The following is a 12,891-nucleotide window of genomic DNA, read 5'->3' on the forward strand; positions in this document are numbered from 1 at the left end:
TCAGGGACTAGCTGAAGGGGCTGTTCGGCGGTGTGACCCGGGGAGGATCACATTTGCAAATTGGCGCCTTCCTTTGCCCGGCACATCGGCCGAACAGATGAGGGCTATTCGCCTGCTCGGATTGCAAGGCTGCCGGCCGCGACCGCCGGCTTCGCGTTGATGCCGTCAGTTTGGTCGACTTGCAGCACATGGGATGCCCGGCCAGGTTGTCGGCGAGAGTCTTTTGGGCATGGCGATCTCCGTTGAAGGGGTCGCCGCAAAGGATTCTATTCCTAACTGGACCTGGATGGCAAGGGTTATTCGGCCAAGCTGCCTTCCCGGTGGTGCATCGCCTCCAAGATCACCTCATAGACGCTGCCGACCTCCTCCTTGATCTCGTCGGCACCGATTCCCTCACGCTCCGCAAATTTCATCATTTCGTCAGCGAGGTCGCTAACCGCCACTGGATCATCAGTCATTGCGTTGGGCAGGTGCTCTGCCATCCACCGATCGAGAAAGTTGATGCCGCGTGTGCTCATCAGCCGATAAGTTCAAAGCGCATATTAGGTTCCGCTACTTGACCCCTGAGACGGCCGCACCAGACTCCAGTGCATGGCTAGTGGTCTCAAGATCGGCGATGAGGTGGCGATCTACGCCACCCATTATTCGACGCGTCACTGACGACAGGATCAGCGTGTCGATACCGACCTACGGATTTCCGCATTCCGTTCGGGATAGCACCACGAAGGTGGTCAAAGGTCTGACCATCGAACTGATCGGCAGCGTCACACGGGTCGAGAAGGACGCCGTAACGGTCAGCCTGGGTGGCCCGGTGGTGACGGTCGCGCTTGATGTTGTGCGGCTGGTAAAGCTCTAGCTTTCCCGACCTTACCGCCCTAACGGCTGCTTCGAAAGCGAGAGAAGTTCGGCCTCATCTTTTATCCCGGCCATGTAGTTGGCAATGATCCGAGAGGCCAACCGGCCCTGCGCATCGGGTGATTGGTCGTCGACGAGTTTAAGCTGCTCGAAAACGCGCCCTAGCAAGGCCAATTCGGCAGGCTTAAGGATCCCGGCATCCACGGCTTTTCGTCTGATGGGCATGACTAGTGTTCTTCCCTCACCGACTCAAGCCGCGAGCCCGAAATCGGTTCCGGAACATTTTAGCTCAAACGCATGTTTCAATGGTTATGAAGATCGAAGCCGACGAATGCCGGGCAGCGTTGACGCTCATCCGGCGCACAATCGAGGACCACTGCCCGCCCGGCGTGCTGCCTAGCGAGGACCGCGCTGTCCCATTATAGGACGGCGCGGTCAAACCCCAACCTTGGCTGCGCAGGCGGCTTCGGCATTGAGTTCTACCCCGAACTCCGGCCGGCGCTGATCAGGCAATCTCCCACTGCGGCCCCGGCCATTTTCGTTGCACCCCGCGCGGGAGCCGCCTTGGCTGACGTCCACTAGCTCCCGCTCATCTTGACCCCGGGCGCAATGTATTGTCCGTATATGAACTCGACGAGTGAGGGCACTGCATCGCCATGTAGGCGGTCGGCCCCCGCGGCTGTCGAGCGATGTTTGAGGGAGCAGCGCATTGTTCGTCGATTACTACGAACTCTTGGAGATCAGCCCAAACGCCAACTCGGAGACACTTGAGCGAATATTCCGCTACTTTGCGATGCGCTATCATCCCGACAATCAGCAAACTGGAAACGAAGCCCGCTTCAGCGAAATAGTAGAAGCACACAACGTCTTGAGGGATCCCGTTAAGCGCGCCCAGTACGATATCTCCTATCGAGAGCATGCCGGTGAGCGGCTTAAATTGGTCGAGGAGGCAAGCGACCCCAAAGGGGTCGAGAAAGATGCTTTGGTCCAGGCCAAACTGCTTTCGCTGCTCTATGTGAAGCGCCGCCAGGATGTCGGCAATCCGGGCATTGGCGACGTCGAAATCGAACGGTTGTTAGGCTGTCCACCAGAGCATCTGGAGTTTCATCTCTGGTACATGAAGGCAAAGGGATGGATTGCAAGAATTGAGAACGGGACAATCGCGATCACGGTTGAAGGCGTCGATCGCGCCGATTCCGAACTGCGTCGCGATACCAGCATTCGGCTCCTGAGTAGAGACTAGATGTTTAGTCCCGAGGTTTGATGGGTTGGATCGAGCCTGAATCGTTCGGGCTCTTTTGTCCAGATTTTGCAGATGTATTCAAAGGGCGTGAGGCCCTTGAGGGTCTTCAGTCGACGGCCGAAATTATAGGCTAAGAGGAAATCGGCGAGATGCTGGCGCAGTTGGTCATGGCTCTCGTAGTAGAAGCGTTTGACGGTCGCATCCTTGATCGTGCGGTTCATGCGTTCGACCTGGCCGTTGGTCCATGGGTGCCTTGGCTTTGTCGTTCGGTGGTCGATATCGGCCTTGGCGCAAGTATGTTCGAAGGCGTGCGCCCATATGATTTCTCCCGCCGCCATGGCTTCCTTGATCAGCGGAACGGCCGAGCCGCCGGCACCTGGGGTCGTGAACTGAATGCCGTTGTCGGTAAGCACTGTGTGGATCTTGTAAGGGACAGCATCAAGAAGATGGCGCAGGAAATCGGCGGAGACCGCTGTCGTTGCCTTCTCGTGCAGCTCGACGAAAGCGAACTTCGAGGTCCGATCTATGGCCACGAACATATGCAGCTTGCCCTGCTCGGTTCGGACCTCGGCGACGTCGATATGGAAGTAGCCGATTGGATAGGCCTTGAACTTCTTCCTTGCCGGCTTGTCGCCCTCGACATCCGGCAACCTGCCTATCCCGTGACGCTGCAGGCAGCGATGCAAGGATGACCGCGACAGATGCGGGATCGTCGGTTGGAGAGCATAGAGGCAATCGTCCAGTGGCAGCAGCGTATAACGCCGAAAGGCGACGATGACCGCCTCTTCCTCAGTCGATAGCACTGTCGACTTCGGATCTCTGGGGCCAGTCGGAAGATCGGCGGCCGACGTCCGGTTCCTCCACTTCCTAACCGTCTTCTGATTGATGCCGTAGCGCTTCGCCAGCGCCCTCAGGCTCTCTTGACTATGCTGTAACGCTCGACGGATCGCCTCTGTCGTCGTGGCGCTCCCATGAAGAACCTGGCCCATAGCGCATCCTTTGATTCGGACGAAAAGTATGCGCCATCAAAGCCTGGGATCAAACAACTAGAGAGGGTATCTGCCCAAGTTCCGCAAGGCTCCAGGGGAGCTTCGCGCGTCATTTTGCCGAGACCAGATGGGCTGAGGAATAGGGTCTTCGGTGGCCGCTTGCGGACGGGGGCAATGAGGATCATGCTGACGCTGGTCCTATCGCTTCCCTCGAGTAGGCCAGCGAGCCCTATTGTGAGGCAGTCCGGCATGTAGGATTGTAGTCCTCGTTGCGGCGACCCCCTCAAGCGGAGATCGCCAATGGCCAGAACCAAACCTTCCGAACAGCTTTCCCGGGCTGAAATCGAGCGCTTCATCGCGGCAGCCGAAGCGCTGCACAAGAGCATCGTCGGGCCGCTCCTGGCGTATCACAGCGAGCACTACCAAGCTCTACGTGAGGTCCATCGACCGCTGTTGAAGTCGATTGAGACCATTACCGGCAAGAGGGCGCCATTCATCCAGCCGAACATGACAGGACCGGCACAGCCGCGGGAGAAGCCTCCGGGCTAGTTCTCCTCGCGGAAGTCCTGCAGTGAGGCGTGGCGGAGGTCCTCCTCGCGCGCAGGTGCTTCACAGCTCAAACTCATACGGGCACTCGGGAAGGGACCGAGTTTAAATCGGGTTATGGTTGCAGCGCGGATTAGACCATCAGGCTTAATTGCTGCGCTGTCATTCTGCGGGTAGGATCGGGGTGTGGTTAATGCCACTCTCCAGTGTGGTCGGCACCGTCACGTCACCCAACTGTAACGTTGCCCCCGACAGCGCCGACCACGCTCAATGTTGGCTGATTAGGCCGGGGCCTCCCCTGTACGAAACCGTACCTTTGAACCTCCTTCGCTAAAAAGAGAGTAAATAACTCCCTTCGCCGGAAGGGAGGCCGCGATGGATCTAATAAAGCACTTAGAAACCGCACGTGCGGTGATGGAAACCAGCTTTCAGTTGCAGAGCCGGTCGATGACCGGAACAGCTGCGTTCCGCAGCCACATGGACCACACCCGGCAAGCCATCCAAGAGTCGCGCGAACTGCTCAAGCGCCTTCGCCAACGCTACCGCGAAGATATGGCCCAGGTGCTCGAAGACGAGGACGATCTCGCGCCGATGCGCATATCGGGGTTCGATGCCGACGTTCTCCGCTCCGCATTTCAAAACCTAGTCAGGGATGCAGACGTGCCCGAGTGTCAGTGGCGCGTTGTTGCTGAATGCTTGGTACGCGAATTTGTCGGGTGTGAGCAGATCGAAGCCGGCTTGCTGGATTGGATCACGAAGAAGTAGCGCCCGTTTTTGTTGCGAGAAACCCGCCGCACATATTCGCGATTTGGATCTAGAATCTGGTCATGGAAGCGATCTTCGATCTATCGCCAGCGCCCTCAGAGAGCCTAGCCAGGACGTGTGGCGCCCTGCTCGCGCCTTCGCCATCGATGCGGCAGGTAAGCTGTTCCTCGGCCTCGGTATCGGCCTAGGCGTGGCAATTTGCAAATCCGGCTCCCCTGTCTTGGCAAACGCGACGTGAGCCGCCTGCAAGGCAAGGCAGCACTCGTCACGGTCGCGCTTGATCAATTCCGGCAGGATAACGGTCCTTCCGGCCAGCCGCCCAGCAGCAACCAGCCGTTTTACTCAGCGCTAGCACCCTTTGGCTCCGGCGTGATCTCCTCGACCTGCACGTTTTCGCCGATCTCTCTCGCCCAGGCCAAGGCTTTAGCCTTGTCGTTGGTCGTAAGCACCGTGCGCCAGTTCGGCGCTTCAAACACGCTCACAACGTAGGTTGTCACCGACTCGTTGACCATGCTCCACCTTTGCCTACTTCATAAGGTGTGGTGCCCTCATATTAGCATGAGCGTATATAACTTGGTAGTCAGCCTACGCAGGCCTGGCCGGCTGGGAAATAGGCAGATTCGGCCGTGGCGCCCGTCAGTCCGCCAAGGGCTGCGCCGTATATTAGCTACATCTCGACTAAAAAGCTGTCCGCTCCAGAATCCTGTCATGGCTCGGGGAATAGGCATCGGCGACGAGGTGGCGATAACGGCCACAGTGCGCAGGCGGGTCGACGAGGACCACGTCAGCGTCAGCATACCCAGCTACAACTTCCCCCATTCGATCCTCGATCGCACGACGAAGGTGAAGCGAGGGCAGCAGATCGAACTCGTCGGCAACGTCACCTATGTCGACGAGGAAGGCGGCAAGGTGACAATTATACTGGACCGCCGGTCACGGTCGACATCGACAAGGTCAGGCTGGTGCAGGCCTATGTGCCGCCGAAGCGCAAGAAGCCTCTGCGCGATATGGCCCACTAGGTGCCCTTAGCTTGGCCTTGGAATGGCGAATCGCCGGCTGATCCTTACTGGAACGAGATGCCCACGGCCTTGATGATAGAGCCGGACAGGGTGACTGTGAAATCTCTGGTCGCATCGTTCTCTGTTGTGGGTATCGACCATGCGTCGGTCGCAACAGGCCGATCGTTGGTCAAAGCAATCTCGTCATGAATTGGGCTGTCGCCCCCGCTCCATGAGCCGACTGCGCCACTGCCGGTGATCGACCCCGACAAGAAGAAGGCCGCCCCGGAAGTTTTGACTTCAACGTCGGCCAGGGTTTGTGGTCTGCCTCCACTGATGCTTATTCGCATTGGAGCGGATAGTATCGTCGGCAAAAGAGGGTCCGAAAAGGCCTTTCGGCAGCTCCCTCGTAGGAACGAAAAAAGATGAGAAGCGGAACTTGCGTGTGCAGTATTTGCACACGAACCCTCATAAACATCTGATTTTGTTAATCTATCTTCCCCATCCATCATAGGGGCCACGGCCAGTCTATGCTCTTGATTTTACAGCATCTGTTTAACATCAGAACCTTAGAACCTACCGCACACGCTGCGTCAGCGAGACCTTCCTGCAACGCGAGGATGCGCGGCGCCGGGGCACTGACACCAAGTCGATCGCAGTGAGACGCCGACAAAGCCCTGTTAGCGCCCCTGAAGCCTTCGGCGAACTCATCGACCTCCATATCGACGACGTGTGCGATGTAGGCAAGTCCCCTCCCCGCTCCAAGGCCGCAGCCCTCGCTATGCTCCGAACATCTGGGGAAGTGCAGCATCGCCACCCTCGCGAACGGCTCGTTCGCTTCGGTCGTGATCGAGCCGCCCAGGGTGCCGGACGATGACTCTCGGTATCGACATCACCTGGGGAAAGTCCTTGAGCGTCGTTCCTGGATGCTGGCGAGAGCCGCCAAACTCGCATGAGATTGTCTGAAGCGGAGGACCATCCATGGAAGGACCCATTTCGACCTATTTTGCATCGATTGAACCCGTGGCCCCCGACGTTTTCTGGACCACTTGCTGCATCCGGCGCGGCATTTCAAACATCCCCACGACGTTTTGGCCGACGTTGCCCTGGCTGTTCAGGGGTAGCGCGCCATTCTTTCGTCATGGGCGTCGGATGCCTGCGCCGTAGAATCCGTGCCAGCGCTTCGCATGCTGCCGGGAGCGGGTGAACCGGTCAGCTTCGACACGATCATGGATGCGTTGCAACAGTTGGATCAATCGGATGAGCGTGCCGGTCCTGACTGCAGTGACAGCGCGGCAGTGGCCGCGTTCGTACCATTCGTCGATCGGATTTAAGGGCGACGTAGTTGTTCTTGCACCATGGACCCGTCGGCGAGTGACCCCGCCGGCGGGAGGGGTGTGGCATCGGTGCGTTCGCCCAGATTGCCGATGAAAATTTTCCTATTCTTCCTCTTGAAGGTGCACGTCGCGATTCTAAATGATGGTCGCCGGCCGCCCAATGGGGCCGGCAACACCAGGAGGCGGCAAGGCTCTTGGCGCCTTCTGTTGTCCATGTTGCTCAAGGAGGATGTGGCTATGAAGACAAACCTCGATTTTACCCCTCTATACCGGTCCAGCATCGGCTTCGACCGCATGGTCGACATGCTTGAAAGTGCGAGCCGTGTGGCCTCGTTCGACAACTGGCCGCCCTACGATATCGCCAAGGTTGATGATGATCAGTATCGCATCACGATGGCGGTCGCCGGTTTCTCGCAGGACCAGCTGACCGTCACCCACCAGCCCAACATGCTGGTTGTGAGCGGGTCGCAATCCGGCGATGAGAACGGCCGGTATCTGTACCGCGGCATCAACGGGCGCGCTTTCGAGCGTCGGTTCGAACTGGCCGATCATGTCAAAGTCGAGGGCGCCAGCCTTGAGAACGGGCTGCTGAGCATCGATCTCAAGCGCGAGGTTCCCCAGGAGATGAAACCGCGCAAGATCGAAATCTCCAGCGGGGCTCCCATGCCGAAGATCGAGGCGCCCAAGGTCGAGACCGACAAGCTGGCCGCCTGAGCAATCCACCATGAAGGCTTTCGCTTGAGCCGGGCGTCCCGCCCGGCTCAGAGACCTACGAAAGGAGAAAGACAATGAGCGTACGTGACTTGATCCCATGGGCCGGGGCAACGGAAACTCGGCGCCCAGTCTCTTCCCCGACGGAGATCGAGACCCCTTCGTCTCCCTCCACCGGGAGGTAAACCGGCTGTTCGATGACGCCTTCCGCAGCTTTGGCGCCAGACTGCCGGCCTTCGGTCCCTCTTTCGCCGCCAGTTGGCCGAGTGTCGAAATCTCCGACACGGACAAGGAAGTCCGCGTCACGGCGGAAATACCTGGCTTGGACGAGAGCGACATAGAAGTCCTGCTGGAAAATGGGGCGCTCAAGCTTAAAGGTGAGAAGCGTTCCGAGACCGAGGACAAGGACCGGCAGTTCTCCGAGCGCTTCTACGGTCGCTTCGAGCGCCTCATTCCGCTCGGCTACGAGGTTGAAGAAGACAAGGTCAACGCCGCCTTCAAGAACGGGGTGCTGACCGTGACGTTGCCCAAGACCGAGCGGGCGCAGGCGAAGGCCAAGCGGATCGCAATCAACGGGAAGAACTGACGGATGCAGTATGGGTGGCGGCCCTTACGGCCGCTGCCCGTGCGACCCTTCATAACGGGAGGGACAGGCAATGGAGACAGTTCAAAGCAGCGACAACATCAGGAACCCAACCAAGACGTCCGTCTGGCCGGACAATGACAATCGGCCTCGTCTAGACGGGCCGGCTTTGTCATGGGGACGGTCAGTGTTTCCGGACGGCGCAGTGGCGCGGATCTACCAGCCCTGCCGCTCGGCCATGACCTCGGCAAAGCCCCGCAAGGACTGGCGATTGGTCTTCGAACGCCGCACAGCCCCGTTCATCGAGCCGCTGATGGGCTATACCGGTGGCCGGGACACCTTGACCCAGGTTGAACTTAACTTTCCGACGCTGGAAGCGGCCATCCGTTATGCCGAGCGTCAAGGCCTCAATTACGTGGTGCAGGCGGCACCTCCTGCTTCCCAGGCCAAGATCAGGAGTCAGCATGTATCGCAGGAGAAACAGGCCTTTTCCGACCTGGTTTGGCAGCGGCTGCAGTTGGCTTGGCTCCAGGCAAGTCACGGCTATGGCGCCGGTGCACAGGCAGCGCACATACAGACGGCGCTTTCGGAGCCCGAGACATTCTACGCCTCTCCGATGGAGGTCGTGGACGACCCGGTGCTCGCACCCGACGAGAAACGCGCTGTGCTCAAGAACTGGGCCTGGAACGAGTACCTGATCGACCTGGCCACCGCCGAAGGCATGCCGGAAAATGCACGCCCGTCGCGATTGGACGAGGTCGAACTCGCCTTGCTGGTCCTGGAAGCCCGAAACCGGGGCTTCCAGACCAGGACCAGCCCGGTGCACTCCGGATAGCCGCATGATGAGGCAAGAACGAGCCCACGGATCGTCTTCGACGCCCAACGGACCATCCTGAACCTCTTCCCGCTTGCGGTCGCGGCAGCGGGCGGGCGAGCGCCGACAACTTTCCCAATGCGTGGGCGCCCGATTGCGCCTCGGCAGAACTCGGCCGAGTTGTTAGGATCGCGCTGATATGGACGCTCCAATGAATGGCGACAGAGGTTCCTATGTATCAATCCTTCAACGGCTCCGCCCATCCCCTGGCACCGAAAGAGATCGCGATCGCTGCCGTCCCCGAAGACGAGCGTGTCTGGGTCCCACAGGCGGAGGGCGTGTGGTTTCGACCACTTATGCTCAACACAATGCAGGGGCAGTGGTGCAATCTGCTCCGCGTACGCCGGGCCGGGATATTAAGCCGTCATCTGCATCCGGCCCCCGTGAATGGATATGTGATCAAGGGGCGTTGGCACTATCTTGAACACGACTGGGTGGCAGAGACCGGATCTTACGTTTTCGAGCCGCCCGGTGAAATCCACACGCTCACGGTTCCAAGCGACGTGCCCGAGATGATCACCTTCTTCAACATTTCCGGCTGCATGGTTTACCTGGACAAGGATAACAAGCAGATTGGTTTCGAGGACGTTTTCACCAAGATCGACATGTGCAGAAATCATTATGCGAGCGTGGGTCTCGGTAAGGATTTCGTCGATCAGTTCGTGCGGTAGACATCCGCCCGTTTGTCTTCCGCGCCGATGAGTTCGCGCTCCGCCACAGAGGCGAAACGAGGAGATCTTGGTGACCGATTCCATATGGGCCATGCCCTTCTTCGCGGGCAAGACCGTCGTCATTACCGGAGGCACGACAGGCATCGGAAACGGCATCGCCATGGCGTTCGCCGGGGCCGGGGCAATCGTCCACGCGACGGGGGCCACGGCCGCCGAGGTGGCGGCCGCTCGTGCATACGGCACCGCCGTCTCGTATTCAGTACTCGACGTCCGGGACATGACTGCGGTCGAAGGATATTCCAGTCAGTTCACATCCGTTGCAGCGCTCGTAAATTGCGCAGGGGTAAACCTGCGCGCCGCCGAATTCACTGTCCAGGGTTTCGAAACGGTGGTCGATATCAATCTCACCGGCTCCATGCGGAGTGCGAGCGCGTTCCGAGGGCACTCTCGAACGGGGGCGCCATCGTCAACATCGCCTCGATGTTCGCGTTTTTCGGCGCGGCTCATGCGCCGGCTTACGCCGCATCCAAGGGCGCCATCGTGCAACTTACCAAGTCGCTCGCCATCGCCTATGCCGGGGATGGCATCCGCGTAAACGCATTGGCGCCTGGCTGGATCGAGACCGCCATGACCGCCGCGCCACGGGCCGATCCAGCTCGCAACGCGGAATTGATGAAACGCACTCCGATGGGTCGCTGGGGTATGCCGGGCGACCTGACCGGCCCCGCCTTGTTCTTGTGTTCGCCGCTCGCGGGGTTCATCACTGGGGCAATTCTGCCGGTTGACGGTGGCTATCTCATTGCGTGAGGCGTTGGCTATGCTGCGCGACCGATCTCCAAGCCTGTGTCGTCGAGATCAAGATCGAACGCGACCAGTCGACCATGCCTGACCGCAATTGCCGCCACCAACTCCGCAAGCTCGCCATCCGTATGCTCGCAAAAAGCTGCCTGTTTCCTGACAATCGTGACCGCATCCCGGGTCGATACGACAGAGAACGGCCTCCGGGATCTCACGAAGGATTCCGCAACCTCCGCGACGGATGAAGCTCGGTCAAAATTATCTTGCATACTTGCACCTCTGTACGACGCTAGCCCAAGCTCGGCCCGCGCAAATTGTTCCCACTGGCCTAATGCAGCCTGGTTGGCATCCAGCCTGGGCTCCTTGTGTGCGAAGGCCGGGAGCAACGCGACATGGCCGTCGCCGTGCCTTGGACAGTAGGCTGGACGCATTCGTCTCCACTCAACCAAAGGTCACGCCATCGGCCAGTCCTCGCTACATGCTTCAAATGCGAACACGAGCGCGACGCTACAGACGAGGAGGATCAGATGTGTCCAAGCCGCTCGCCAAAATTTCCGATCCTCGGATCACCGCAGTTCCCGCGCAACAAGTCGCCGGGAGACCTGTTTGCTCGCGTTAATTGCGGTCGACCGACTCCTGGCTCATTCGCCGCCCCGCCAGTTGGCTCCGGTCAGCCGGCCTCGTCCGTCTCCGCCATCGCTGGCCGGCGGACGATCCAATCCACCAAACCGGCTTCGGTCTGCTCGCAGGCCACGAATTCGCGCACCAGACTTCGCGCCAGCTCGCGCCATTGACACTCGGGCACGTTCATCTCCGCGATCAGATCTCGGCATGCAGCGCGTATGATGTCGGCATCGAAGGCTGACACGGCGACAGGACCACGGTCTGTATTCTTCGCTCGAGGAGTGTCGTCGCCCTGACGTTCGCGAAAGCGCCTCAGCACCTCGCGCGATGCGGCGATCGCTTGTCGGGTTTGACTCATAGCCTCGTAAAATCCAACTTCGCGGACCGGTGAGCGGTGCCGTGATAGAATGAAGTCCTCCATAACCGGATGTGCAGTGTCCGTACGCGTTGCAACCATCGCCGCCTCCCTGCAGGCGCACCCAATGCTTGCAGCTTCTGCCCGTTTTCGGGCGGCCGCCTGCATTTGTCGTGTCGCTGCTATGATCGCGTGAGTTAAAGCCGGTGAAGCGTCACTGCAATTACAAATGTAAGTGTGGCATCCGATAAGTGGTATGCCCGCTGGCTGCGGCGGCGGCGAGTTCGTTCTTCAGACGGTCGAAGTCTTCCTCGGCGAAGCGCTCTCCGCGTTGCCGGAACGAGGAAGCAGGATCCGGACAAAATGCATGCGGCCGCCTCCAAGATTTCCAAACGGCAGCGACAGGCACCATGTTCCATGCAAGGCGCTATTGGCGAAAATCCGCCAATTTCCGCCAGTCGAAGACAACGCCCACTCCAGGCTCGTCGGGTGCTATCGCCAAACCATCCTGAAGCCTCAGCGGCTCAGTGGTATAATGGTCAATATCAAAACTATGCGCCTCCACCCAGCCGGCATTTGTCTGACCTGCAACGAGGCTGACATGAAGTTCCTGCATCCCGTGACTGCAGACCGGAATGCCAGCCTTGCGTGAGAGCGCTGCCACGCGCAGCCAGCCGGTGACCCCGCCGCAGTTGGAGGCGTCGGGTTGGATGTAGGCGAGATTCGACCAAGCGAAGGCATGCTCGAACTCCTCGATGACATGCAGGTTTTCTCCCATTGCCAGGGGCATTCCGGTCGCCTTGGCAATGCTGGCGTAACCCTCATAGTCGTCGGGTATGATGGGCTCCTCGAACCACAGCAGATCGTAGGCGGCGAATGCTCTCGCTGCCTCGATCGCTCGCGGGACGTCGAGCGCGTAGTTGGCGTCAACCATAAAGGTGACATGAGGTCCTATGCGCTCGCGAACTGCCTTCACCCGGGCCACATCCTCGGCCAGGTCGTCCTTGCCGACCTTGATCTTCACCCCGGTGAAGCCGCCATTGAGATAGGAATCGATGCTGGCCAAAAGCTGATCGAGGGTAAAGTTTAGGTCGATGCCGCCGCGATAGGCCTTGGCGCTCTTCCCGGCCCCGCCCGCCATCTGCCAAAGCGGCAGGCCGCTACGCCGGCCCTTGAGGTCCCACAACGCGATGTCGATCGCCGAAATCGCGAAAGAAGCGATGCCGCCGCGCCCGACATAGTGGATGTGCCAGAGCATGCCGTCGTAGATCGTGTCGATTTGCGTTGCGTCGCGAGCCTTGAGGAACGGCGCGAGGTCGTGATCGATCATTGCCTTGATCGCATAGCCGCCCCTGCCGCCGGTGTAGGTGTAGCCTGTGCCCTCGGTGCCGTCGGCAAGCCTCAGCGTGACGGTGACCAGCTCGAAATGCGTGTGCGCGCCGTGCTTGGCATCGGTCATCACCTCACGCAGTGGGACCCGGAACAGCCGGGTCTCGACTTCCTTGATTTCGGTGCGGCTCATGCTGCGCTCCATTCAGGTTT

The 12,891-nt window shown here is 59.5% G+C and carries 13 protein-coding genes and 2 pseudogenes; 9 read left to right on the forward strand and 6 right to left on the reverse strand.

All coding sequences use genetic code 11. The features are described 5' to 3' along the window. Positions 1-296: 296 nt before the first annotated feature. Positions 297-518 (reverse strand): DUF768 domain-containing protein, encoded by a 222-nt coding sequence (locus tag NKL04_RS08610; protein ID WP_023695060.1) that lies wholly within the window; start codon positions 516-518, stop codon positions 297-299. Between the two features lie 209 nt (positions 519-727). Here NKL04_RS08610 and NKL04_RS08615 point away from each other — a divergent pair, with 209 nt between their 5' ends. Continuing rightward, positions 728-856, forward strand: a complete 129-nt coding sequence (locus NKL04_RS08615) for a hypothetical protein (protein ID WP_023702884.1) — start codon at positions 728-730, stop codon at positions 854-856. Between the two features lie 11 nt (positions 857-867). Here NKL04_RS08615 and NKL04_RS08620 read toward each other — a convergent pair whose 3' ends face one another. After that, positions 868-1,080 carry a hypothetical protein gene (locus NKL04_RS08620; RefSeq protein ID WP_023672644.1) on the reverse strand — a complete coding sequence of 71 codons (213 nt, stop codon included), beginning with the start codon at positions 1,078-1,080 and terminating at the stop codon, positions 868-870. A gap of 484 nt (positions 1,081-1,564) precedes the next feature. Here NKL04_RS08620 and NKL04_RS08625 point away from each other — a divergent pair, with 484 nt between their 5' ends. After that, the gene (locus tag NKL04_RS08625) at positions 1,565-2,098 is read left to right on the forward strand and encodes a J domain-containing protein (protein WP_023672646.1); all 534 of its coding nucleotides are present in this window, start codon (positions 1,565-1,567) and stop codon (positions 2,096-2,098) included. Here the strand turns inward: NKL04_RS08625 and NKL04_RS08630 are convergent. Further along, a complete protein-coding gene (locus NKL04_RS08630; RefSeq protein ID WP_352723500.1) occupies positions 2,095-3,087 on the reverse strand; it encodes an IS481 family transposase in 993 nt (330 codons plus the stop codon). The two genes, NKL04_RS08625 and NKL04_RS08630, sit on opposite strands and share 4 nt — an antisense overlap. 300 nt (positions 3,088-3,387) lie before the next feature. Here NKL04_RS08630 and NKL04_RS08635 point away from each other — a divergent pair, with 300 nt between their 5' ends. Both NKL04_RS08635 and NKL04_RS08640 read left to right on the forward strand, forming a co-directional pair. Continuing rightward, on the forward strand, positions 3,388-3,636 hold the full coding sequence (locus tag NKL04_RS08635) for a hypothetical protein (RefSeq protein ID WP_023672647.1): 249 nt from the start codon (positions 3,388-3,390) through the stop codon (positions 3,634-3,636). Positions 3,637-4,008: 372 nt separating this feature from the next. Beyond that, a complete protein-coding gene (locus NKL04_RS08640; protein WP_023702883.1) occupies positions 4,009-4,398 on the forward strand; it encodes a hypothetical protein in 390 nt (129 codons plus the stop codon). Between the two features lie 338 nt (positions 4,399-4,736). On the opposite strand, the gene NKL04_RS08645 is transcribed toward NKL04_RS08640, so the two are convergent. After that, a complete protein-coding gene (locus NKL04_RS08645) occupies positions 4,737-4,910 on the reverse strand; it encodes a hypothetical protein (protein WP_023672650.1) in 174 nt (57 codons plus the stop codon). A gap of 2,060 nt (positions 4,911-6,970) precedes the next feature. Between NKL04_RS08645 and NKL04_RS08650 the strand changes: the two genes are divergently transcribed. The 5 genes and pseudogenes from NKL04_RS08650 (at position 6,971) to NKL04_RS08670 (ending at position 10,379) form a co-directional block, all read left to right on the forward strand. Continuing rightward, positions 6,971-7,447, forward strand: coding sequence for an Hsp20 family protein (locus NKL04_RS08650; RefSeq protein ID WP_023824891.1), 477 nt, complete (start codon positions 6,971-6,973; stop codon positions 7,445-7,447). 74 nt (positions 7,448-7,521) lie between these two features. Then, positions 7,522-8,030: pseudogene (locus tag NKL04_RS08655) on the forward strand (Hsp20/alpha crystallin family protein). A gap of 184 nt (positions 8,031-8,214) precedes the next feature. Next, a complete protein-coding gene (locus tag NKL04_RS08660) occupies positions 8,215-8,862 on the forward strand; it encodes an NADH dehydrogenase ubiquinone Fe-S protein 4 (protein WP_023702877.1) in 648 nt (215 codons plus the stop codon). 212 nt (positions 8,863-9,074) lie between these two features. Next, a complete protein-coding gene (locus tag NKL04_RS08665) occupies positions 9,075-9,572 on the forward strand; it encodes a 2,4'-dihydroxyacetophenone dioxygenase family protein (RefSeq protein ID WP_156951518.1) in 498 nt (165 codons plus the stop codon). A 160-nt stretch (positions 9,573-9,732) separates the two neighbouring features. Continuing rightward, a pseudogene (locus NKL04_RS08670) lies at positions 9,733-10,379 on the forward strand (SDR family oxidoreductase). Positions 10,380-11,040: 661 nt separating this feature from the next. Here the strand turns inward: NKL04_RS08670 and NKL04_RS08675 are convergent. Together NKL04_RS08675 and NKL04_RS08680 are read right to left on the reverse strand one after the other, a co-directional pair. Further along, a complete protein-coding gene (locus NKL04_RS08675; RefSeq protein ID WP_031209871.1) occupies positions 11,041-11,451 on the reverse strand; it encodes a hypothetical protein in 411 nt (136 codons plus the stop codon). Between the two features lie 325 nt (positions 11,452-11,776). Continuing rightward, complete coding sequence (locus NKL04_RS08680; protein WP_031209870.1) at positions 11,777-12,871, reverse strand: mandelate racemase/muconate lactonizing enzyme family protein; 1,095 nt, start codon at positions 12,869-12,871, stop codon at positions 11,777-11,779. Positions 12,872-12,891 lie beyond the last annotated feature (20 nt).

The sequence above is a fragment of the Mesorhizobium sp. C264A genome (assembly GCF_040324515.1).
GTDB lineage: Bacteria > Pseudomonadota > Alphaproteobacteria > Rhizobiales > Rhizobiaceae > Mesorhizobium.